Here is a 22,657-nt window from a genome sequence, read left to right as displayed (position 1 = left end):
GCTCCCGGCCTTTGCTTTTCACTGCCGTCATGCCCCGGCTTGTCCGGGGCATCCACTTGGCCGCCTGCCGACTGCATGATGCCCAGCAGCCGGCCCCGCCACACCGTGGATCCCCCGGACAAGCCGGGGGATGACGGGAGGTGAATGGAAGAGCGGCCCGCCCTGCCCAAAATATCCCGCCCCGCTGCCCAAAAGAGCCGCATCCGGCGTCCGGCAAGCCGTTGACAGTCTTCGCAACCCGACTCTATTTTCATTTGTACACAAACAATATGCCGAGGACGTTCCCATGGCCTATGTGGTGACCGAAGGCTGCATCCGCTGCACCTACATGGATTGCGTCGCGGTGTGCCCGGTGGATTGCTTCTATGCCGGCGCGAACATGCTGGTGATCCATCCGGACGAGTGCATCGACTGCGGCGTCTGCGAGCCGGAATGCCCGGCGGCGGCCATCTTCCCGGACAACGACCCGCGCGCCGCCGAATGGACCGCGCTCAATGCCGAATATGCGGCGGTGTGGCCCAACATCACCGAGAAGGGCGCGCCGCCGGCCGATGCCGATGCCTGGAAGGACACGCCAGACAAGCGCGCCCTCCTCTCCGCCGATCCTGCCAGCCTCTAGAACCTCCCCGAGACCACCATGAGCAATTTCTTCGAGGAGCAGGTGCTCAGCGTCCATCACTGGACCGACCGCCTGTTCAGCTTCACCACCACTCGCGACCCCGGCTTCCGCTTCCGCACCGGCGAATTCACCATGATCGGCCTGAAGGTGGACGGCCGTCCGCTGCTGCGCGCCTATTCGGTGGTGAGCCCGGCCTGGGCGGAGACGCTGGAATTCTTCTCCATCAAGGTGCCGAACGGCCCCCTCACCTCCCGCCTGCAGCACATCCAGGTGGGCGATGCCATCACGGTCGGCCGCAAGGCCACCGGCACGCTGGTGATGGACAATTTGCTGCCCGGCAAGAACCTCTATCTGCTCGGCACGGGCACGGGCCTTGCGCCCTTCCTCTCGGTGATCCGCGATCCGGAGACCTACGAGCGCTTCGAGAAGGTCGTGCTGGTCCATGGCTGCAGGAACGTGGCGGACCTCGCCTATGAGGATCTCATCACGCAGGAGTTGCCGGCCCACGAATTCCTCGGCGAGGAGATCGCGGCCAAGCTGCTCTATTACCCCACCGTGACGCGCGAGCCCTTCCGCAACACCGGCCGCATCTCCACCCTGCTGGACAGCGGCAAGCTCTGCGCGGACGTGGGCCTTCCGCCGCTCGATGCCGCCACCGACCGGGTGATGATCTGCGGCTCGCCGGCCATGATGGTGGACCTGAAGACGCTGCTGGAATCCCGCGGCTTCGCCGAGGGCTCGGGCAGCGAGCCGGGGCATTTCGTGATCGAAAAGGCTTTCGCTGAGCGGTGAAATCCGCCCCGCGCCCGGTTTTCAGCGGCCCGGCGCGGGCGTAAACTTCATATGCCTACAAACAGAAAGGCGCGCGTCGCCGCGCCCCCTCCGGAGACGAGAGCATGGCCCACGACGCGCCCCAGGGTCCCGCCGGCCCCACCAAGCTGGTGATCCGCAACATCGGCCTTCTCCTCAGCGGCGACCTCGCGAAGCCCATTCTGGACGCCGACACGGTGGTGGCGCTGGACGGGCGCATCACCGCCATCGGCCGCGAGAAGGACGTGGACACCGAGGGCGCGACCACCCTCATCGACGCCAACGGCACCACGCTCACACCCGGCCTCATCGACAGCCACGTCCACCCCGTGGCCGGCGACTGGACGCCCCGCCAGAGCCAGATCAACTGGATCGATTCCTCGCTCCATGGCGGCGTCACCACCATGATCTCGGCCGGCGAGGTGCATTATCCCGGCCGCGCCCGCGACGTGGTGGGGGTGAAGGCCCTCGCCATCACCGCGCAGCGCGCCTTCTCGGCCTTCCGCCCCTCGGGCGTGAAGGTCCATGCTGGTGCCCCCGTCATCGAAAACGAGATGGTGGAGGACGATTTCAAGGAGCTGGCCGCCGCCGGCGTGAAGCTGCTCGGCGAGGTCGGCCTAGGAGGCGTGAAGGACGGCCCCACCGCCCGCAAGATGGTGGGATGGGCGCGCAAGTACGGCATCCAGTCCACCATCCACACCGGCGGCCCCTCCATCCCCGGCTCCGGCCTCATCGACAAGGACGTGGTGCTGGAGGCGGACACGGACGTGGTGGGCCACATCAATGGCGGCCACACCGCGCTGCCGGACAACCAGATCCGCTGTATCTGCGAGGGCTGCAAGCGCGGCCTCGAGATCGTTCATAACGGCAACGAGCGCTCGGCCCTCTACACGCTGCGCCTCGCCCGCGAGCTGGGCGAGCTCCAGCGAGTCATCCTCGGCACGGACGGGCCTGCCGGTTCCGGCGTGCAGCCGCTCGGCATCCTGCGCATGGTATCCATGCTCTCCTCCCTCGGCGAACTACCTGCCGAAGAAGCCTTCTGCCTCGCCACCGGCAACACGGCGCGGATGCGGGCGCTGGATTCCGGCCTGATCGAGATCGGTCGCGCGGCGGATTTCGTGCTGATGGACAAGGCGCAGCACTCGCCCGGCACCACGCTCTTGGACAGCGTGCGCCTCGGCGACCTGCCCGGTGTGTGCATGACCATCATCGACGGCATCGTCCGCACCCAGCGCTCGCGCAACACACCGCCCGCCACGCGCATGCCGGTGATCGTGAAGGGCTGACGCCCTCACACCACCGGCGGGGCCGGGTTCGGCCGCAGCACCAGCAGCACGCCGGCGAGCACGAGCGCGATGCCGCCGGCGGACACCAGCGTCCAGTGGTAGCCCTCGAACACGGTCGAGATGGCGAGCGCCACCAGCGGGAACACCACCGTGCCGTAGCCGGCGCGGTTGGCCCCGATGCGCCGCACCAGCATGTTGTAGGCGGCAAAGCCCGCCAGCGTCTGGACGATGATGAGGCCGGCGAGGGAGCCCACATAAACGGGGCTCCAGTCGAACCGGAACGGCACGCCGTGCACCAGGGCGATCCCCAGCAGCACGAGCATGCCGTAGAAGAAGCCCCAGGTGGTCAGCGAGGCGATGGGATATTGCCGCCGCCCGGCGACGCCGGTGAGCAGGCTGCCGACCGAGAAGAAGAAGGTGCCGGCAAGCCCCAGCGCCAGTCCCTCCCCGGCCCCGTCGATGCCCTTGCCTTCCAAAAGGCTCGGACCGAACACCAGCGCAAGCCCCACCACGCCCGCCACCGCCCCGCCGAGGATCTGCCGGCGCAGCGGCACGCGCAGGAACAGCGCGGAGAGGACGGGGATGATGATGGCCGACAGGGCGAAGATGACGGACATCAGCCCCGAAGGCAGGTGATAGCCGGCATAGTAGAAGCTGACGAAATTGAGCGAGAACAGCGTCGCGCCGAGCCCCGCGAACAACACATGGTCGCGCCAGCCGAAGGCGAGCCGCCCGCCCGTGACGAGCACGAAGCCCAGCATCACCGAGGCGGCCACGGCGAAACGCCAGACGCCCGAGACCTCCGGCGCGACCACGCCGAGCTGCAGCTTCAGCGGCAGCCAGCCCGTGCCGAAAATGAGCACGCAGACCGCGTAAAGCAGAAGCTCGCGCGGGCCGAGCGGTCCGTCGGTGCGGGGCGGTGGGGCATGCATGGAGTGGAATCCGGAGGGTGGTGCACCCTATGCGGTCACCCTGCCCCCGGCAACGCGCGGCGGGCGCGCGACCAGCCTGAGCTGAGCCACGACGAGGGGCGGAAGATCAGCGCCTGAGCGGCCCGGCGCTGGACGATTCCCAGCCATGACCTACGCGCATGGCAGCCCCGCGCAGTGCGTCGCCGGCATGCCGGCGGTGTCTTGGATCAGTAGGCGAGCGCGTCGAACGCCGGCTCCACCGAACCGTTCCACGGCCCGTGGTACAGCTCCAGCAGTTCCTCCGCCGGGGCGCGGCCGGTGAGCACCGCCTGTTCCAGCGGCTCCAGGAATCGCGTCTCGTCGCGCCCCAGCCGGTCATGGAAGCCGCGCCGCTTGAGGCCGGCCTGCGAAAGCTTGAGGACCTCGCGCGCGATCTCGCGCAGCGGCCAGCTGCGGATCTCGGCCTTGAGGGCGAGGCGGGGCACGTCGTCCCGCAGCGTCTGGCGCTCCTCGGCGGTCCAGTCCTTCACCAGATCCCAAGCCGCATCGAGGCTCTGCTGGTCATAAAGCAGGCCCACCCAGAAGGCCGGCAGGGCGCAGAGATTGATGGAGGGGCCGGCGTCGGCGCCGCGCATCTCCAGGAAGCGCTTCAGGCGCACCTCGGGGAAGATGGTGGAGAGGTGGTTGATCCAGTCGGAGAGCGTCGCCGTCTCTCCCGGCAGCAGCGGATTGCGGCCAGCGAGAAGATCGCGGAACGAGGTGCCCGCCACGTCCACGTAATGGTCGCCGCGCTTCACGAAATACATGGGTACGTCGAGGGCGTAGTCCACATAGCGCTCGAAGCCGAATCCCTCCTCGAAGGCGAAGGGCAGCATGCCGGAGCGTGCATTGTCGGTGTCGCGCCAGATCTCGGAGCGGAAGGAGAGGAAGCCGTTGGGCTTGCCTTCGGTGAAGGGCGAGTTGGCGAAGAGAGCGGTGGCCACCGGCTGAAGCGCCAGGCCCACGCGCATCTTCTTCACCATGTCGGCTTCGGAGGAGAAGTCGAGGTTCACCTGCACGGTGCAGGTGCGGAACATCATGTCGAGGCCGAGCGTGCCGACCTTCGGCATGTAGTTGGACATGATCTTGTAGCGGCCCTTGGGCATCACCGGCGTCTCGGAGCGCGACCACTTCGGGCTCATGCCGATGGCGAGGAAGCCGATGCCGAGCGGCGTCGCCACTTCCCGCACTTGGGCGAGGTGCGCGTTCAGCTCCGAGCAGGTCTCGTGGATGGTGCGCAGCGGCGCGCCGGACAGCTCGAACTGCCCGCCGGGCTCCAGCGAGATGGCCCCGCCGCCGGTGACATCCGCGAGGCCGATGATGGTCTCGCCCTCCATGATCGGCTCCCAGCCGAGCAGGGAGCGCATCCCCTCCAGCAGCTTGCGGATACCCTTCGGCCCCTCATAGGGCACGGGCTCGTGGCGGCCCATGGTGAAGGGGATCTTCTCGTGCTCCGTGCCGATCCGGAAGGACCGCTCCGGCTTCGAGCCCCCTTCCATCCAGGCGACGAGTTCGCCGCGGTCGGAAATCGGGGTCGCGTCGAGCGTGTCGCGGGCCATCAGGAAGCTCTTCAAGCGGAGGGGCGCGAGACCATACACGGCACCTCGGTCAAGGCAAGCGCGTGGGGTCAGGGCCGACGGGGGCGGGAAAGGCGGGGACTGGAACGGCAGGGACTTCAGACAGGCGAACAAGCGGGGCCAGCCCTCGTCCGCGCGCCGCACCGCACGGAAGGAAGGCCAAGGTTCCGCTCAGATGGTGACGGGATTTGCTTTCGCAACCGCGTCGAAGGCCTGAAGGGTGGTAATCAACTCCTCCAGCTTCGCCAGCGGCACCATGTTCGGCCCATCGGAGGGCGCCTTGTCCGGGTCCGGATGGGTCTCGATGAACACGGCCGCCACGCCAACGGCCACCGCCGCGCGGGCCAGAACCGGCACGAATTCGCGCTGTCCGCCGGAGGAGGTGCCCTGCCCGCCCGGCTGCTGCACGGAATGGGTGGCGTCGAACACCACCGGCGCGCCGGTGGTCTTGGCGAGGATCGGCAGGCCGCGCATGTCGGAAACGAGGGTGTTGTAGCCGAAGGAGACACCGCGCTCCGTCACCAGCACGCGGCCATTGCCGGCGCCGGTCAGCTTGTTGACCACGTTCGCCATGTCCCACGGTGCGAGGAACTGGCCCTTCTTCACGTTCACCACCCGGCCCGTGCGGGCGGCGGCAACGAGAAGGTCGGTCTGGCGGCAGAGGAAGGCGGGAATCTGCAGCACGTCCACCACCTCGGCTGCGGCGGCGCACTGGTCGATCTCGTGCACGTCGGTGAGCACCGGCAGGCCGAGGCTCTCCTTGATCTCGCCGAACACCGGCAGCGCCGCCTGGAGCCCGAGGCCGCGGGCGGCCGAGAGCGAGGTGCGGTTGGCCTTGTCGAAGGAGGTCTTGAAGACCAGGCCGATGTTGCGGCGCGTCGCGATCTCCTTGAGCGCGGCGGCGACCTCCAGCGCGTGGGCGCGGCTTTCCATCTGGCAGGGGCCGGCGATCAGCGTCAGAGGCAGGGCGTTGCCGAAGCGCACGGGGCCGGCCTCGACGATGCTCTGCGGGGCGACGGGCGGCGGTGCGACGGTCATGAGCGATCCCTCAACGGCTCATGGAACGCCGCCAGCAGACCGGAAGCGTCCTTAAGCCTCAGAATAAATTCAGCTTTCCGGCCGCTGCGCGGGGCGACGCGGCCGGAGCGCGCCCTTGATAGAGCATTTTCCCCATTTCGCTAAATCGCGAATGCGCGCGGTCCGGCGCTGCGAGCAGGCCGGACCGCGCAAAGGCCGATCGGGAAGGCCGTTCAGTGCGTGACCAGCTTGAGGCCGACGATACCGGCGGCGATGAGGCCGATGGAAGCGAGGCGCAGCAGGTCGGTCGATTCGGAGAAGAACAGGATGCCGGCGACCGCCGTGCCCACCGTGCCGATTCCCGCCCACACGGCATAGGCCGTGCCGATGGGGATGCCCCGGAGCGCGAGTGACAAAAGCAGCAGGCTCACCCCGATGGCGCCGAGCGTGAACAGGCTCGGCCAGAGCCGGGTAAACCCTTCCGATTGCTTCATTCCGATGGCCCACGCGATTTCGGTGAGGCCGGCGATGAACAGATAGACCCATGCCATGGGCAGACACCACGAGAGGCGGGGTCGTCCCCGCCGCGTGACAAAGGAGGGTCACGGTCGTCCGTGCCCAGGGGCGGAGGCCTCCGCCCGGTCCGATGTAATATGATTTTCCTGATAGTGAAACTGATGCCCTCAGGCCGGCGTCAGCTCAAACACCAGCGTGGCCCCCAGAGCGGCACGCGGCGGCACGACGACGATGCCGTCGATGGCCTCTTCCACCATGCGGCGCGCGGCAAGCGAGCGGCGCAGTTCCGGCGCACCGGGGGTGGAAAAGCGGATGGCTGCGAGGCGCAGGCCGGGTCCGCCCGGGGCGGGGACGCCATAGCGCTCGGTGAACATCTCGCGGGACATCACGTCGATGGAGCCGCGCGGCGTCTGCGCCACATACCAGGCATCGAGCGCGCGCTGCACCGAACAGCCGGAGAAGGTCTCAAGAAATGCCTGGTGCTCGGCCGGGGCATCGGCCACCAGAACCACGCCGGCGACAGACGTCACCTGGTTGGAATGGCGCTGGAGGTCGGGCGACCAGAAATTCTCGGGATTGAGCTGGGTGCAGGTGAAGGCGCCGAAGTCCGGGCTCGCGGGATCGCGGGCGAAGGCGAGGCGGAAGCCCACGTCCACCTCCTGCCCGTCCGGCCGGCGCGCCTTGCGGCCGAAATCGAAGATGTCGAACCCGCCGAAGCCGTCCGCATCGAAGGCGGCCTTCTCGTGCGTCGCGTCCGAGCCCTCCAGCACCAGCATGGAGAGGCCCTCCCCGAGGCGGGCGAGGAAATCCTGATTGAAGGCGCCGAAGGAGAAGGCCTCGCCCTGCGCGGCGGGGATCTTCTCCGGCTCGACGATCTGCAACAGCTCGATGAAGAAGCCGGGCGTCTGGATGATGCGGTTTTCCGTGCCCCACGGGTGGCGGTTGCGGGCACCCACGGTGAAGCCCAGAAGGTCGTAGATTTCGCCAGCTGCGTCGAGATCGCGGACGAGGTGCACAACGTGGTCGAGGCCGCGTCGCATGGCTTCTCCTCTCATCGGGCCGATGCTGCGACCCCATCGGGCGCGCATTCCGCAACGGCAGAATCATGGGAAGGAACGCTACGGCAAGGGGCCGCGCGTCGCCTGGTTGGCGGGCGCATCCCCCCGACGGCCCGGCCGGAGCTTAGTGCGAATTGCCGCGACGTGGCTACCGCCCGGAGGAAGAAAACCCGGGACGGCGCCCTAAGCCATTGCAAAGAAACGGCTCAGACGAGCCGGCTCTGATCCTTGGCAGCGCGGATGAAGGAGGCGAACAGCGGGTGCGGCTCGAACGGCCGCGACTTCAGTTCCGGATGGAACTGCACGCCGATGAACCACGGATGCTCCGGATATTCCACGATCTCCGGCAGCAGCCCATCCGGCGACATGCCGGAGAACTTCAGCCCGTGCTGCTCCAGACGCTCGCGATAGGCGGTGTTCACCTCGTAGCGGTGACGGTGGCGCTCGGAGATGTCGCGCCGGCCATAGACGCCTTCCACCTTGGTCTCGGGCTCCAGCACCGCATGGTAGGCGCCGAGCCGCATGGTGCCGCCGAGGTCCCCGGCGGCGTTGCGCCGCTCCAGCTCGTTGCCGCGCAGCCATTCGGTGAGCAGGCCCACCACGGGCTCGGGGGTGGCGCCGAACTCGGTGGAATTGGCCTTCTCGATGCCGGCGAGGTTCCGCGCCGCCTCGATCACCGCCATCTGCATGCCGAAGCAGATGCCGAAATACGGCACCTGCCGCTCACGGGCGAACTGGGCCGCGCGAATCTTGCCCTCGGCGCCGCGCTGGCCGAAGCCGCCGGGCACGAGGATGCCGTGGACGTGCTCCAGGAAGGGCGCGGGGTCCTCGCGCTCGAAGGTCTCGCTCTCGATCCAGTCGAGATTGACCTTCACCTTGTTGGCGATGCCACCGTGGGCGAGGGCCTCGATCAGCGACTTGTAGGCGTCCTTCAGGCCCGTGTACTTGCCGACGATGGCGATGGTGACCTCGCCCTCGGGGTTGCGCACGCGGGTCTCGATGTCGGTCCAGCGCTTGAGATTCGGCGCGGGGGCCGGCTCGATGTTGAAGGCGGCCAGCACTTCCTTGTCGAGGCCTTCCGCGTGGTAGGCGGAGGGCACGGCGTAGATGTTGTCCACGTCCCGCGCCTCAATCACCGCCGTCTCGCGCACATTGCAGAACAGCGAAAGCTTGCGGCGCTCCTCGCGCGGGATCTCGCGGTCGGTGCGGCAGAGCAGGATGTCGGGCTGGATGCCGATAGAGCGCAGCTCCTTCACCGAATGCTGCGTGGGCTTGGTCTTCAGCTCACCGGCCGAAGGGATGTACGGCATCAGGGTGAGGTGGATGAAGATGGCGTGGCCGCGGGGCAGCTCGTTCTTGAGCTGTCGGGTGGCCTCGAAGAAGGGCAGGCCCTCGATGTCGCCCACCGTGCCGCCCACCTCGATCAGCACGAAATCGAAGCCTTCGTTGCCTTCCAGCACGAAGTCCTTGATCGCGTTGGTGACGTGGGGAATCACCTGAATGGTGGCGCCGAGATAGTCGCCACGGCGCTCCTTGGCCAGGATGTCCTGGTAGATGCGGCCGGTGGTGATGTTGTCCTGCTTGGTCGCCGGATGCCCGGTGAACCGCTCGTAGTGGCCGAGATCGAGGTCCGTTTCGGCCCCGTCATCGGTCACGAACACCTCGCCATGCTGATACGGGCTCATCGTGCCCGGATCGACGTTCAGATAGGGGTCGAGCTTGCGAAGGCGGACAGTGTATCCGCGCGCCTGGAGAAGAGCGCCGAGTGCTGCGGAGGCGAGGCCCTTGCCCAGGGAAGACACGACGCCGCCGGTGATGAAGATGTAGCGCGCCATGGGCCTCGACCTTACCTCGTGCAAACGCGATTCGGCGAGGGCGAAACCGGGTCCGGCCTCGCCTCGCCTGTGGAGAAGGAATGTCGCGGCCGAAGCCGCGACATCACCTGGAACGGATCACTTGGACTGCGGAACCTGCGGGCCGGACGGCGCTGCGGGCGCAGCCGGAGCGGCCTCACCCTGAGGGGCAGCGGTACCCTGCGGAGCAGCCGGAGCCTGCTGGCGCAGCTGGTCGAGAATCGAACCACCGCTCTGCGGCACCTGCGGCCCACCCTGATTCTGCTGCGCCGGCGGCAGGATGGAGCGCGGGGAGCGACCCCAGCCGGCCACGATGGTCAGCGACAGGGAGGTGATGAAGAAGATCAGCGCGAGAATCGCGGTGGCGCGGGTGAGCACGTTGGCCGTGCCACGCGCGGTGAAGAAGCCGCCGCCCGAACCGCCGCCGCCCCCGCCGATGCCAAGGCCGCCGCCTTCCGAGCGCTGGATGAGCACCACGCCGATCAGGGCGAGCACCACCATCAGGTGAATTACGATGAGAACCGTCTGCATGGAATCCATCACGTTCGCGCCAGAGCGGTGCCCCGGCGCGCAGGTCGCGGGTTCCCTACACGATCGGACGCCGGGAGGGAAGAGCGGGAGCGGCGCGATGCCTGCGATGCGCGCAACCCGGCCCCGCTATTGCATATGCTCGACTCCCGTCATCAGCCGCGTCTGCAGGCGTGACGAAAGATTGGGCATATTGGCCTTCACCCAACGGGCCGCCGCAGTCGCGGCACGGGCGGGGACCGTTCTGGTGAGGAGCATAGCAACTACTCCGCGGCGATGGATGCCCTCCCCCGTCATGGTCCGCCCTTCCCTCTCTCGCCCCTACTCGATCACCAGCAACACCGCCGACGCGATCGCGATCACCCACACCGCCCCGCTGATCCGCCGCCAGCGGCCGGCGATGAGGTTCACCGCCACATAGGTGATGAAGCCGAGGCCGATGCCGGTGGCGATGGAGAAGGTGAAGACCACCGCCAGCGCCGTCGCGGCAGCGGGGAAGGCTTCGGCGGCGTCATCCCACGGCAGGTCGCCCATGGCGCCGATCATGGCGAGGGCGACCACCAGCAGCGCCGGCGCCGTCGCGTAGCCCGGCACCGCGAGCGCCAGGGGCGCGAACAGCAGGCAGGCGAGGAACATGAGCGCCACCACCACGGCGGTGAGCCCCGTGCGCCCTCCCGCCTCGATGCCGGCGGCGCTTTCGATGTAGGAGGTGAGCGTGGAGGTGCCGAGCGCCGAGCCGACGATGGCGCCGCCCGAATCGGCGATCAACACCCGGCCGAGGCGCGGCACGGAGCCGTCCTCCCGCATGAGGCCGCCCTTGTAGAGGGTGGCGATCAGCGTGCCCATATTGTCCAGCAGCACGAGCAGGAACAGCGCCGCGATCACCCCCGTCATGGAGAGGCGCAGCACGCCTGCAATGTCGAGCTGGAGCAGCGTCGGCGCCAGCGAGGGCGGGGCCGAGACGATGCCGGAGAAGGAGACGAGGCCGAACGGCACGCCGGCCAGTGTCGCTGCCGCAATGCCGATGAGGATCGCCCCCGGCACGCCCCGCGCCGCAAGGCCGCTCATGAGCAGGAAGCCGCCGCAGGCGATGAAGGTGGGCGGCGCGGCGAGGTTGCCGAGCGCCACCAGAGTCACCGGGCTTGCCACCACCACGCCCATTCCCTTCAGGCCAAGCAGCGCGAGGAACAGGCCGATGCCCGTGCCCATGCCGAGCTTGAGCGACATGGGAATGGAATTGAGCAGCCATTCCCGCACCTTGAACAGGCTGAGCGCGAGAAACAGCACGCCGGAGACGAACACCGCCCCCAGCGCCTGCTGCCACGGCACGCCCATGCCCAGCACCACGGTGAAGGTGAAATAGGCGTTGATGCCCATGGCCGGCGCCACGGCGATGGGATAGTTCGCGATGATGCCCATCATCGCCGAGCCGAACGCCGCCGAAAGGCAGGTGGCGGTAAAGGCCGCCCCGGCATCGATGCCGGCCTGCGCCATGATCTGGGGGTTCACCACCACGATATAGGCCATGGTGAGGAAGGTGGTGATGCCCGCCACCACCTCGGTCGGGATGGTGGTGCCGTGCGCTTCCAGCTGGAAGACGCGCTCGATCAGGCGTCGCATCCCACTCCCCCTTGCCATGCCCATGCCATTAAACCCCGACTTTCTGCGGCTGCGCCAGTCGGAGGCGGGCAAGGCCAAAGGAAGGATTTCACGATGAGACCTGCAACCGCGGCGGCTATTGCCGGCTTGCTCCTTGCGCCTTCGGTTGCCACCGCCTGCCAGTGCATCCTGCCGAAGGATGCGGATGCACGACGCGACCTCATCATCGCGCGGAACACCTATGTTTTCTCGGGCCGTGTGCTTTCGGTCCGGAAGCTTCCGCCGGTATCGCCAGACCTTCCAGAACCCACCATTGAAGCGCGGCTCGAGGTCCTCAGACAACTCAAGGGGACATTGCCGGCCGAGGTGGTGGTGATGTCCTATGGCGGCGAGAACGGAGAAAACTGCGGTGCTGGTGTTGGCCTCGCGGCGGCGTGGGCGAACGAGCGCCCCTACAGCTTCGCTGTCAGTCGCAGCTTGCCTTCGAGCGACCCGCCCACCTTCTGGACCGATGGCTGCAATTCGGGACGCTTTGCTATTCCCCCTGAGCCGGAGCAGCCCGCCGTGGAATAAGGTGGGCGAAAAGCGCCGCTACGCGCGGCGCTAATGCAGGTCCTTCGTGTAGACGAATTTCGGCATGCTCCAGCCGAACCGCAACGCCAGCAGGCGGAGGGTCAGGCCGGCGGCCATGGCGATGGCCATGGTGAGCGGCTGCGGCAGCCCGGCCAGCGGCCCGGCCACGTAGAGCAGCCCCGTCAGGATCGAGACGGTGGCATAAAGCTCGGCGCGGAACAGCAGCGGCACCTCGTTGCACAGCACGTCCCGCAGCACGCCGCCGACGCAGCCGGTGATCATGCCCGCCGCGATCACCACGATCACCGGCAGGCCCAGCCCGATGGCCACGTTGCAGCCGATGACGGTGAACACCACAAGGCCCACGGCGTCGAGGAAGAGGAACACCTGCCGCAGATGGTCCATGACACGGGCGAGGAAGACCGTGCCCAGCGCCGCCCCGCCGGTGACTACTAGGTAGGAGGGGTGCGCGACCCATGACAGCGGGTAATTGCCGAGCAGCACGTCCCGCACCGAGCCGCCGCCGAGCGCGGTGACGCAGCCGAGCAGGAACACGCCCACCCAGTCCATCTCCCGCCGCCCGGCGGCGAGCGCCGCCGTCATGGCCTCGGCCACGATGGCGACGAGATAGAGGATGTGGAGCAGGGTCTGCGGCGAGATGTACGAATTCAGGATCGGCCCCCGCGCAAAAACGCCGCCTGCCCCGGCAGGGACAGGCGGCAGCCTTGGTGTCGTCCCCGGCGAACCGGGGCGGTTCAGTGCCCCAGCACCGCCAGCAGCAGCAGCGCGACGATGTTGGTGATCTTGATCATCGGGTTCACGGCGGGTCCCGCCGTGTCCTTGTAGGGATCGCCCACGGTGTCGCCGGTGACGGAGGCCTTGTGGGCTTCAGAGCCCTTCATGTGGCGCACGCCATCCTTGTCCACGAAGCCGTCCTCGAACGACTTCTTGGCATTGTCCCAGGCGCCGCCGCCCGAGGTCATGGAGATGGCGACGAACAGGCCGGTGACGATGACACCGAGCAGCATCGCGCCCACCGCCGAGAAGGCCGCCGACTTGCCCGCCACGCCGCCGCCCGCCACGAAGTAGATGACGAAATAGACGACGATGGGCGAGAGCACCGGCAGCAGCGAGGGGATGATCATCTCCTTGATCGCTGCCTTGGTCAGCATGTCCACGGCGCGGGAATAGTCCGGCTTCTCGGTGCCGGCCATGATGCCCGGCTTCTCCCGGAACTGCCGGCGCACCTCTTCCACGATGGCGCCCGCCGCCCGGCCCACGGCGGTCATGCCCATGGCGCCGAAGAGGTAGGGCAGCAGGCCGCCGAACAGCAGGCCGACCACCACATAGGGGTTCTCCAACGAGAAGTTGGGCGCGACCCCCGCGAAGTAGGTGCCCGGCGCCGCCTGCGAGATGAAGAACTTGAGGTCCTGGTTGTAGGCGGCGAACAGCACCAGCGCGCCGAGGCCGGCGGAGCCGATGGCGTAGCCCTTGGTCACCGCCTTGGTGGTGTTGCCCACCGCGTCGAGTGCGTCGGTGGACTGGCGCACCTCCTTGGGCAGGCCCGCCATCTCGGCGATGCCGCCGGCATTGTCCGTCACCGGGCCGAAGGCATCGAGGGCCACGATCATGCCAGCGACGCCGAGCATGGTGGTGGCGGCGATGGCGATGCCGAACAGGCCGGCAAGGCCGTAGGCGCACAGGATGCCTGCGATGATGACGAGGGTCGGCAGCGCCGTCGATTCCAGCGAGACGGCGAGGCCCTGGATGATGTTGGTGCCGTGGCCCGTCACCGAGGCCTGGGCGATGGACACGACCGGGCGATAGCCGGTGCCGGTATAGTATTCGGTGATGACGACGATAGCGCCGGTCACCGCGAGGCCGACGAGGCCGCTGAGGAACAGTGCCGTGCCCGTATAGTCGGCGCCCTGGATCGGCCCGAACCCGGGCAGCAGCCACGTCACCACCGCCAGCGCGATAACGGAGAAGCCCGCCGTCGCCATGAGGCCCTTGTAGAGCGCGCCCATGATGGAGGAGTTGGCCCCCAGCCGCACGAAATAGGTGCCGGCGATGGAGGTGAGGATGCACGCGCCGCCGATAGCCAGCGGATAGACGATCATGGTGGCGAGCGTCGCCGGGTTCGCGGCGAAGAAGATGGCCGCGAGCACCATGGTGGCGACCACCGTCACCGCATAAGTCTCGAACAGGTCGGCCGCCATGCCGGCGCAGTCGCCGACATTGTCGCCCACGTTGTCGGCGATGGTGGCCGGGTTACGCGGGTCGTCCTCGGGAATGCCGGCTTCCACCTTGCCGACGAGGTCGCCGCCCACGTCCGCGCCCTTGGTGAAGATGCCGCCGCCGAGACGGGCGAAGATGGAGATGAGCGAGGCGCCGAAGCCCAGCGCCACCAGCGCATCCACCACCGTGCGGCTGTTGGGCGCGAAGCCGAGGAAGCCAGTGAGGACGAGGAAGTAGACGCTGACGCCGAGCAGCGCGAGGCCGGCCACCAGAAGGCCGGTGACAGCGCCCGCCTTGAAGGCGAGGTCGAGGCCGCCGGCCAGCGAGAGCGTCGCGGCCTGCGCGGTGCGCACGTTGGCGCGGACCGAAACGTTCATGCCGATGAAGCCGGCAAGGCCGGAGAGAATGGCGCCCAGCGCGAAGCCGATGGCCACCAGCCAGCCGAGGAACACGCCCACGAGGACGAAGATGACCGCACCGACGACGCCGATGGTGGCATATTGCCGGCGCAAATAGGCCTGCGCGCCTTCAGCGATGGCGGATGCGATCTCCTGCATCCTGGCGGTTCCCGGGTCCGCCTCCATCAACCCCTTGATCGTCCATACGCCGTACGCCACGGCCAAGAGGCCGCAGACGATGATGAGCACCAGAGCCAGCATCTATCCCACCCTCACTACGTTTCCTGCCAATTATGTTTATGGGCGGAGTGTGAGGGGTGCCGTGGGCCATCGCAAGGGGCGTTTGGGCAAAGCGTCGCACCTTGGGGCGGTTTCATGAGACCGTCGCACAATTGCCCCGGACGCACCGAGCGCAGCGGAATGTGATCCGGGTCCCCGCGCAAAGCTTCGCCCAAGGCGGCTCCAGCGGGGAGACCTTCGGGCCTCGTCGGCTTCGCCGACATTTCCCCTGGACCCCGGATGGGCGCTCCGGCTTTGCCGTCGCTGGTCCGGGGAACGCTCCCCTCACCGGGTGGGCGGCGTTCCGGTCGAATCGCGGAATTCGAAGATCTTGCGCAGGAAGCCCGGCGCCACGGCCGAGATGGGGTTGATGCGCAGGGTCGGTCCCGTGGACAGCGGGCCGACGACCTCGAAGGTCACGCCCACCAGGCCCTCATTGGGTCCGCCGCCGAGGAACAGGCCGATGACCGGCAGCTTGGAGAATATGTTGTTGAGCGCATAGGCCGGCACAAAGGTGCCGCGCATGTTGATGCGATCGGCCGCAAAATCCAGCGAGCCGTCGAAGGTGGCGCCTACGGAGGGGCCCCAGATGGCACCTTCCTTGAAGACGATCTTGCCGGTGGAGCGGGAGAATTGGGCCTGCGCCTTCTCGAACGCGGCTGTGCCGTTCTCGATGCGGCCGGAGCTGTCGCGGGCGGCGCTGGAGAGGCGTTCGAGGCCCGGCTCGCCCTTGATTGAGAAGTCGCTGAGGTGCAGCACGCCTTCCTGCGGCGTGTTGTCGCTACGCGGGGGATCAACCACCAGCCACGCCTCGCCGCCCTGCATCTTGGCGTAGATGTCCAGGAAGCGGAACAGCGCGCCGGCGTCCGAGGTGGTGACCTGCAGAGCCCGCTCGCGCCCCTGCCAGGTGCGCATTTCCCCGGCCACCGTGCCGTCCCGGCCCGTTTTGGCGGTGAGGGTGAAATCCCGCATCTCGACGCCGCGCCGCGTGGTGGAGAGGTCGAACTGGCGCAGCACCTCGCCATTATTGCCGGTGAGCGCGCCGATGCGGGCCTCCACGTCCACGTCCTGCGACTTGCGCTTGTCGGTGGGCGGACCGCTGACGAGGCTCTTCATGATGCCGCGGGCGTCCATTACCTCGCCGGTGATGCGGATCTTCAGCACCGAGCCGACCCGCTCGGCCTTGGCCGAGGCCTTGTCGCCATCGGAGAGCTGGAAGGTCGGGAAGGCCGCGCCCAGAAGCTCGCCGTTGTCGGACAGTTCGATGTTGCCCTTGAGCAGGGTGCCCGAGCCGTCGATCACCATGTCGTCGAGGCGGACGGAGTTGCCCTTGTCGTTCACCGTGAAGCGCGCCTTGAGCGGCTTGCCGGCGGGCTTGCTGAGGCCGGGAATAAGATCGGCGATCCGCGCCTGGGTCAGGTCGCCTTCGATGCTCGCCCGTGTGTCCTTGTTGTTGGTGGTGCCAACCAGCCGAACGGTCACGGGACCGCTGACGCCGGGAATGTCCACGCCCAGCTTGCCGCGGGCGGCATCGTCGAGGGTCGCGGAGACGCGGATGTCCGAATCGGCCGCGTCCTTCTTCTTCTCGTACTCGAAGGCGAGCGGTGCCCCGGCGAGCTTGCCCTCGCCGCGCAGGACGATGCCGGCGGGCGAGGCGAAGGCCTTCACCGTCGCGCCTTCCAGCCGCTGGCCGCGGAACACCTTGTCCACGCCGAAGTCGGTGAGGTTCGCCTCCAGCGAATAGTCGAGATCCTCCGGCAGCGGAACCTTGCGGAAGATCATGTTCACCTGCAGCAGCGCCGAGAGCCGGCCGCGCGTGGTGGAGGGATCGAAGGCGGTGCCCTGGGGCCCCTTCAGCGGCTCCATGCCCAGCACCTCGATGCCGGCGTCGGCGGGGCCGTTGAAATTCACCCGGATCTGCGCGGAGGGCTCGCGCGGGAAATAGTCGGGGATCAGCATCACCCCGTCGCTCACCGCAATCTTGCGGTTCTGCGGCGTCACCACCGTGCCGTCGGGCATGGTGATGCGCACCGAGCGGCCGGTGACGAGGATGGCGAGGCTGGAATTGGTGATGGGCGGCAGGCCCTTCACCGGCCGGATCGTCACGCCCTTGCCGGTGATGGTGAAGCGCACGCCGTCCTCAGGCAGCGGCACCTGCTTCTGGCCGATGAGGTCGAGCGGCAGCTTGACGGCGACGGCGATGCCTTCCGCCGTGCCGCCGGAGACGTTTTCAACCGCGAACTGACGGGCGGGAGGCGCGATGTTCACCGGCCAGAAGCGCTTCACCGTCGCCACCGGCATGGACGAGGCGACGCCATCGAACTTCAGGTAGGGAACGGGCACGCCGAAATCGAACAAGGCGGTGAAGCTGAAGCTCGCGGTGGAGGCGCCCAGCAGGCCCTGGTCCACCACGATCTGGCGGCTTGGTGGATCGAACCGGCCGGACACGTCCACCTTGGTGATGACGAGCGGGTGCTCGGGCATTTCCGGGCCCTGAAACACGATCTGCTTCGGCCCCATCTGGAACGGCCACGGCTCCTGCGCCTTGGCCGGCACGTGGATCTCGCCCGCCAGCTCGATGAGGTTCTGGCTCTTCACCGCCTCGATGGGGGCGACCACGATCACCCGGCGCGCCACATCCAGCTTGGCCACGATGCGGGCGCGGTCGATGACGAAGCGCTCTTCCGGGTCCTCGCCGCTGCCCAGCGCGCCGGCGCCGAGGTCGAGGCTCGCATCCGCGGACGTGAGCGCGCCGTCGAGGGCGACGCGGGCGGAGAAGGAGGCGTTGAGCGGGGTGTCGATATAAAAGCGCCGCTGGTCCTGCACGAAGGCGTGCAGCAGATCGCGGGTCGAGACGTTCCGGATGGACACGTCGATGCCGCGCTGGCCATCCTGGGCGGGGCTGACGCGGGCGACGGCGGTGGCGACGCCCTGCGGCGACTGGGTGGTGAAGGTCAGCTCCGCGCCGCCCCCGCGCGGCCGCGCCAGCCGGACGCTCATGTGCTGGAAGACGATACGGCGGCCGGCGCCCTCGTTCTCCACGATCACCGTGCCGTCCTTGAGGCCCACATCCGCCAGGGCGCCACCGTCGAAACCGGCGGTTTCGAGGTCCGCCATCCAGCGGGTGAGCGCGACCGGCTTCAGCGGATCGATGTCGCCGGAGGAGGCGGCATCGGCGGCAGCCTGCGGCGTCTGCTCGGGCGCGGCGGCCGGGGTGGCGGAAGGCGCGGCGGCGGGATTTGCCCCGGTGCGGGCGGATGGGCCGGCCGGAATGGCCTTGGCGCCGCGGCCGGTGGCCACCGCCACCTGTCCGGTGGGGGCGATGCGCACGGTCATCTCAGCGCCCACCAGATCGATGCGCCGTGCCTTCGGCATGAGCGACAGGATGGAGCCTTCGAGCTCCACCTCGGCGCTCGGCGCGCTGGCGACCAGCTGGCCGTCGGGGCCGGTGACGCGGATATCGTGCACCACCACGACGGTCGCGCCGTGGCCGACCGTCTCCATGGTCGTCGCGCCGATGCTCACCTTGTGGCCGCCGCCGATGCGCTCTTCCAGTGCCCGCTCGATATAGGGCGTGGCGAGGTTGGCGGTGACCATGCCGGTGGCAATGAGCACATAGAGGGTGACGGCGGCGACGCCGCCGAGGGCGATCAGGACGAGGCACAGGCCGGTAAACAGGCGCGCGGCACGGCTGCGCGGGGTCAGCGCACCGACAATGCCCCGGAAGCGGGACCGCTTAGGCTCGCGCCGCGCCCCCGCCGGCCTCTCCTGCCGAAACTCCATTCCGTCTGGACCTTCCCTCTACCGCTTCGGCCGTTCCCGGCCGTTCGTCCGCAACCCGGTGATGGTCCCGCGGTGCCCTCCGGAGTGCGCTTCGATTCGCATCCGGCCCGCAAGAAATGACCCTAACCTGCTCTCGTCTCGTAAAGATGAGGTGGATCAACTCCCTCGATGATACCATCTGGCCCAAGAAGGCGGCCATCTTGTGGGCTTGCATTTGAGCAGCCCCGTATGGCGCCGAACACGTCGAAAGGAAGGCGGAATGTCCAGTTTCCCGGAGGTTGGCGCCAAGGCGCCTGCTTTCTCGCTCACCCGTGATGGGGGCGGTACCGTTTCTTTGAAGGATTTCAAGGGCCGCAAGCTGGTGGTCTATTTCTACCCCAAGGCTGACACGCCCGGCTGCACCAAGGAAGCCATTGCCTTCAACGGCCTGAAGGCGGAGTTCGCCGCGGTCGACACCGACATCCTCGGCGTCTCCGCCGACCAGGTGAAGGCGCAGGACAAGTTCCGCGACAAGTACAGCCTGGGCTTCGCGCTGGGCTCCGACCCCGACAAGGCCATGCTCGAGGCCTATGGCGTGTGGGTGGAAAAAAGCATGTACGGGCGCAAGTACATGGGCATCGAGCGCGCCACGATCCTCATCGGCCGCGACGGCAAGGTGGCGAAGACCTGGCCCAAGGTGAAGGTGGACGGCCACGCCGCCGATGTCCTGAAGGCCGCTCAAGAGCTGGGCTGAGCCCCGCTCTGAGCAAGGAGCCCGCCGGGCCTGACCCTACTGCGCCGCCTGCACGTTCTGCGGCAGGATGAAGGGGCCGGGCGAGGCCACCCCGATTCGCAGGCGGATGCCGAAGGCGTCCGCCAGCACCGGCTCGGTCAGCACCTCCGCCACCGGACCCGCCGCGCGGACCCGCCCTCCCGCCAGCACAACGATCTCGTCGGCCACCATGGCGGCGAGGTTGAGGTCGTGCAGCACCGCCAGCACGCCCCCGCCTGCATCCGCATGGGCGCGGGCGATGTTCAGCACGGTGAGCTGGTGGGCGAGGTCGAGGCTGGCGGTGGGTTCGTCCAGGAAGAGGTAGCCCGGCACATCGGGCTTCCCCGCGTCCAGCTGAGCGAGGATTCGGGCGAGCTGCACCCGCTGCCGCTCGCCGCCCGACAGGCTGTCATAGCGCCGGTCGGCGAAGCCGGGCAGATCGACCCGCGCCAGCAGGCGCAGGATGCGGGCGCGATCATGCCCCTCCCCGGTCATGAGGCCGGCGGTGATGACCTCGGCGGCGGTGAACGGAAAGGCCACTTCCGCCGCCTGCGGCAGCACCGCCCGGCGCCGCGCCAGCTCCAACGGCCGCATGTCATGGATGGAAACGCCGTCCAGCGTCACCCGCCCGGTGGCGAGCCGGTGCTCGCCCGACATGGCCTTGAGCAGGGTCGACTTGCCGGCGCCGTTCGGCCCCACCAGCACTGTGACGCGCCCCGGCCGCACGGTGATGCTCGCGCCATCCACGAGGCGGCGGCCGGAGGCGGTGACGGTGACGTTCTCTGCGCGATACATGCTCACCCCACGAACGCCCGGCGCTTCAGCAGCAGCCACAGGAAGAAGGGCGCGCCGACCAAAGCGGTGACGACCCCCAGCGGCAGTTCGGCCGGAGCGGCGATCATGCGGGCGAGAATATCGGCGCCGAGCAGCACCGCCGCCCCCAGCAGCGCCGAGGCCGGCACCAGCGCGCGGTGGGACGGGCCGATCACCAGCCGCGCGAGATGCGGCACCACCAGCCCGACGAAACCGACGACACCCGTAGCCGCCACGGCCGCCCCCACCCCCGCCGCGACGGCGACGACGGCGGTGCGCTTCAGCCGCTCCACCGAGACGCCGGCGTGAAACGCCTCCGCCTCCCCCAGCGCCAGCGCATCGAGCCCGCGGGCGAGACCGGCGGCGATGGCGAGAAGGCCCAGCACGAAGGGCGCGGCCAGCGCCGCCTTCATCCAGGTGGCGCCGCCGAGGCTGCCGAGGGTCCAGAACAGGAAATCCCGCGTCTGCTGTTCGGAGGCGAGGAACACCATCACCCCCGTGCCAGCGCTGGCCAGCGCGCCGAGGGCCAGGCCGGCGAAGAGGAGCGTCGCCACGGAGGTGCGCCCGTCGTGCTCCGCGAGCCGCGCGATGACGAGGGTGGTCACCAGCCCTCCCGCGAAGGCAGCGAGCGGTAGCCCCACCACCTGCAGCGGCGGGGGCAACAAAGCGAGGAGCGGCGCGCCGAACACGACGAACGCCACTGCCGCCAGCGCCGCCCCCGGCGCCACGCCGACGAGGCTGGGATCGGCGAGCGGATTGCGGAACACGCCCTGCATCAGCGCCCCCGCCACGGCCATGCCGGACCCGGCCAGCGCACCGACGATGGCGCGGGGCAGGCGCACATCCAGCACCACGATGCGCTCGCGCAATGACCCGGCCGGTTGCGCGCCGGTGATCCAGTCCCACAGCACGGCGAACACCCGGCCGGGGGCGATGGTGAACGGGCCGATGGCGAGCGCGCCCACAAAGGCCGCGACCGCCAGCACCGCGAACAGGGTCAGCCCCGCCGTCACCGGACGCCCCCGCGTTCCCGCCTCCGCCGTGGCCATGGCAACGCCTTCCATGCTCATTGGTCCGGCTCCGCGCTCCAGGGCCGGGCCGGCAGCTCGGGCAGCTTCGCACCCGGATGCAGCGCCGCCGCGAGATCGCGCGCCGCGCGCGGCGTGCGGGGGCCGAAGCCGAGCAGATAGGAGCCGGGCAGCGCCACCAGGCGCTCGTCCCGCGCGGCCGGTGTTCCGGCGAAGGCGGGCAGCGCGAAGACGGTGGCGGCGTCGAGCACCTGCCCGCCGCCGCGCATCACCACCACCGCCTCCGGCTCCGCCGACATGGCGGCCTCGTCCAGCGCCGGCTTGAAGCCCTTGATCTGCGCCATGGCATTGGTGAGGCCGGCGAGCTTCAGGATGGCATCGGCGCTGGTGTCCGAGCCACCCACCACCGCCGCCCCGCCCGAGGCGGAGAGCACGAACACCGCGCGCGGCCGCTCCGGCAGCGCCTTCACCATGGCATCGAGCGCGGCGAAATCGTCAGACACCTCGGCTGCGAGCGCCCTGCCCTTTTCCTCCGCGCCCACCGCCTTGGCCACCGCCGCGATCTTGCGCAGCACGGCCTCCCTGTCGTGCCCGTCCGGGATGACGACGACCGGCACCGAGGCCTGCTTCAGCACCTCCATGGTGGAGGGCGGCCCGGCGCCTTCCATGGCGAGGATCAGCGTCGGCCCCACCGAGAGCACGCCCTCCGGCGACAATGCGCGCGCATAGCCCACATCCGGCAGGCGGCGGGCGGCGGCCGGATAGCGGCTGGTCTGGTCCACCGCCACCACGCGATCGCCGAGGCCGAGGGCGAACAGGATCTCGGTCACCGCGCCGCCGATGGCGACGACGCGCGGCTGCGCTGCCCCCTGCGGCTGGGCCGCCGCGCCGCGTGGCGCCAAGCTGGTGATGCCAACAAGGACGGCGACGACCGCACCAAGGACGGCAAGACGCGCTGCAACGCGGCACGCGTGGATCGCT

Annotated in this window: 19 protein-coding genes; 5 read left to right on the top strand and 14 right to left on the bottom strand. The window is 68.7% G+C overall.

Annotated features, from left to right (window positions below):
• Nucleotides 1-286 precede the first annotated feature (286 nt).
• From fdxA to D7006_RS11305, 3 genes are all read left to right on the top strand, one after another.
• Nucleotides 287-619, top strand: coding sequence for a ferredoxin FdxA (fdxA, locus tag D7006_RS11315; RefSeq protein WP_237356673.1), 333 nt, complete (start codon nt 287-289; stop codon nt 617-619).
• A gap of 18 nt (nt 620-637) precedes the next feature.
• Nucleotides 638-1,411: a ferredoxin--NADP reductase gene (locus D7006_RS11310; protein ID WP_237356672.1), complete on the top strand. Its 774-nt coding sequence runs from the start codon at nt 638-640 to the stop codon at nt 1,409-1,411.
• A 104-nt stretch (nt 1,412-1,515) separates the two neighbouring features.
• A complete protein-coding gene (locus D7006_RS11305) occupies nt 1,516-2,715 on the top strand; it encodes an amidohydrolase family protein (protein ID WP_237356671.1) in 1,200 nt (399 codons plus the stop codon).
• 5 nt (nt 2,716-2,720) lie between these two features.
• Here the strand turns inward: D7006_RS11305 and D7006_RS11300 are convergent, their stop codons facing one another.
• The 8 genes from D7006_RS11300 to D7006_RS11265 form a co-directional block, all read right to left on the bottom strand.
• A complete protein-coding gene (locus tag D7006_RS11300) occupies nt 2,721-3,647 on the bottom strand; it encodes a DMT family transporter (RefSeq protein ID WP_237356670.1) in 927 nt (308 codons plus the stop codon).
• 206 nt (nt 3,648-3,853) lie between these two features.
• The gene (locus D7006_RS11295) at nt 3,854-5,224 is read right to left on the bottom strand and encodes a glutamate--cysteine ligase (RefSeq protein WP_237356669.1); all 1,371 of its coding nucleotides are present in this window, start codon (nt 5,222-5,224) and stop codon (nt 3,854-3,856) included.
• A 189-nt stretch (nt 5,225-5,413) separates the two neighbouring features.
• Nucleotides 5,414-6,280, bottom strand: coding sequence for a 3-deoxy-8-phosphooctulonate synthase (gene kdsA / locus D7006_RS11290; protein WP_237356668.1), 867 nt, complete (start codon nt 6,278-6,280; stop codon nt 5,414-5,416).
• Between the two features lie 212 nt (nt 6,281-6,492).
• Nucleotides 6,493-6,810, bottom strand: a complete 318-nt coding sequence (gene sugE / locus D7006_RS11285) for a quaternary ammonium compound efflux SMR transporter SugE (RefSeq protein ID WP_169120677.1) — start codon at nt 6,808-6,810, stop codon at nt 6,493-6,495.
• A gap of 132 nt (nt 6,811-6,942) precedes the next feature.
• Nucleotides 6,943-7,815 carry a VOC family protein gene (locus D7006_RS11280; protein ID WP_237356667.1) on the bottom strand — a complete coding sequence of 291 codons (873 nt, stop codon included), beginning with the start codon at nt 7,813-7,815 and terminating at the stop codon, nt 6,943-6,945.
• A 224-nt stretch (nt 7,816-8,039) separates the two neighbouring features.
• A complete protein-coding gene (locus tag D7006_RS11275; protein WP_024279177.1) occupies nt 8,040-9,668 on the bottom strand; it encodes a CTP synthase in 1,629 nt (542 codons plus the stop codon).
• Nucleotides 9,669-9,785: 117 nt separating this feature from the next.
• On the bottom strand, nt 9,786-10,217 hold the full coding sequence (secG, locus tag D7006_RS11270; protein ID WP_169120681.1) for a preprotein translocase subunit SecG: 432 nt from the start codon (nt 10,215-10,217) through the stop codon (nt 9,786-9,788).
• Between the two features lie 318 nt (nt 10,218-10,535).
• Complete coding sequence (locus D7006_RS11265; protein ID WP_229644458.1) at nt 10,536-11,834, bottom strand: NCS2 family permease; 1,299 nt, start codon at nt 11,832-11,834, stop codon at nt 10,536-10,538.
• Nucleotides 11,835-11,927: 93 nt separating this feature from the next.
• Between D7006_RS11265 and D7006_RS11260 the strand changes: the two genes are divergently transcribed.
• Entirely contained in the window at nt 11,928-12,386 is a 459-nt protein-coding gene (locus tag D7006_RS11260; RefSeq protein WP_237356666.1) for a hypothetical protein, read from the top strand.
• Nucleotides 12,387-12,416: 30 nt separating this feature from the next.
• On the opposite strand, the gene D7006_RS11255 is transcribed toward D7006_RS11260, so the two are convergent.
• From D7006_RS11255 to D7006_RS11245, 3 genes are all read right to left on the bottom strand, one after another.
• Entirely contained in the window at nt 12,417-12,989 is a 573-nt protein-coding gene (locus tag D7006_RS11255; RefSeq protein ID WP_229644456.1) for a trimeric intracellular cation channel family protein, read from the bottom strand.
• Between the two features lie 152 nt (nt 12,990-13,141).
• The gene (locus D7006_RS11250) at nt 13,142-15,283 is read right to left on the bottom strand and encodes a sodium-translocating pyrophosphatase (RefSeq protein ID WP_237356665.1); all 2,142 of its coding nucleotides are present in this window, start codon (nt 15,281-15,283) and stop codon (nt 13,142-13,144) included.
• A gap of 303 nt (nt 15,284-15,586) precedes the next feature.
• On the bottom strand, nt 15,587-19,084 hold the full coding sequence (locus tag D7006_RS11245; RefSeq protein WP_237356664.1) for a DUF3971 domain-containing protein: 3,498 nt from the start codon (nt 19,082-19,084) through the stop codon (nt 15,587-15,589).
• Nucleotides 19,085-19,343: 259 nt separating this feature from the next.
• Between D7006_RS11245 and D7006_RS11240 the strand changes: the two genes are divergently transcribed.
• Nucleotides 19,344-19,817: a peroxiredoxin gene (locus tag D7006_RS11240; RefSeq protein ID WP_371745090.1), complete on the top strand. Its 474-nt coding sequence runs from the start codon at nt 19,344-19,346 to the stop codon at nt 19,815-19,817.
• 36 nt (nt 19,818-19,853) lie between these two features.
• Here D7006_RS11240 and D7006_RS11235 read toward each other — a convergent pair whose 3' ends face one another.
• From D7006_RS11235 to D7006_RS11225, 3 genes are read right to left on the bottom strand one after another with little or no spacing between them, the layout of a single operon-like run.
• Nucleotides 19,854-20,630, bottom strand: coding sequence for a heme ABC transporter ATP-binding protein (locus D7006_RS11235; RefSeq protein ID WP_237356663.1), 777 nt, complete (start codon nt 20,628-20,630; stop codon nt 19,854-19,856).
• Nucleotides 20,631-20,632: 2 nt separating this feature from the next.
• Nucleotides 20,633-21,718: an iron ABC transporter permease gene (locus D7006_RS11230; RefSeq protein ID WP_237356662.1), complete on the bottom strand. Its 1,086-nt coding sequence runs from the start codon at nt 21,716-21,718 to the stop codon at nt 20,633-20,635.
• On the bottom strand, nt 21,715-22,578 hold the full coding sequence (locus D7006_RS11225) for a hemin ABC transporter substrate-binding protein (protein WP_237356661.1): 864 nt from the start codon (nt 22,576-22,578) through the stop codon (nt 21,715-21,717). The genes D7006_RS11230 and D7006_RS11225 overlap by 4 nt, the downstream gene beginning before the upstream one ends.
• Nucleotides 22,579-22,657 lie beyond the last annotated feature (79 nt).

Source organism: Xanthobacter sp. YC-JY1, from assembly GCF_021730305.1.
Classification (GTDB): Bacteria; Pseudomonadota; Alphaproteobacteria; order Rhizobiales; family Xanthobacteraceae; genus Xanthobacter; species Xanthobacter flavus.
This window is presented reverse-complemented; position numbering and strand designations above follow the sequence as displayed.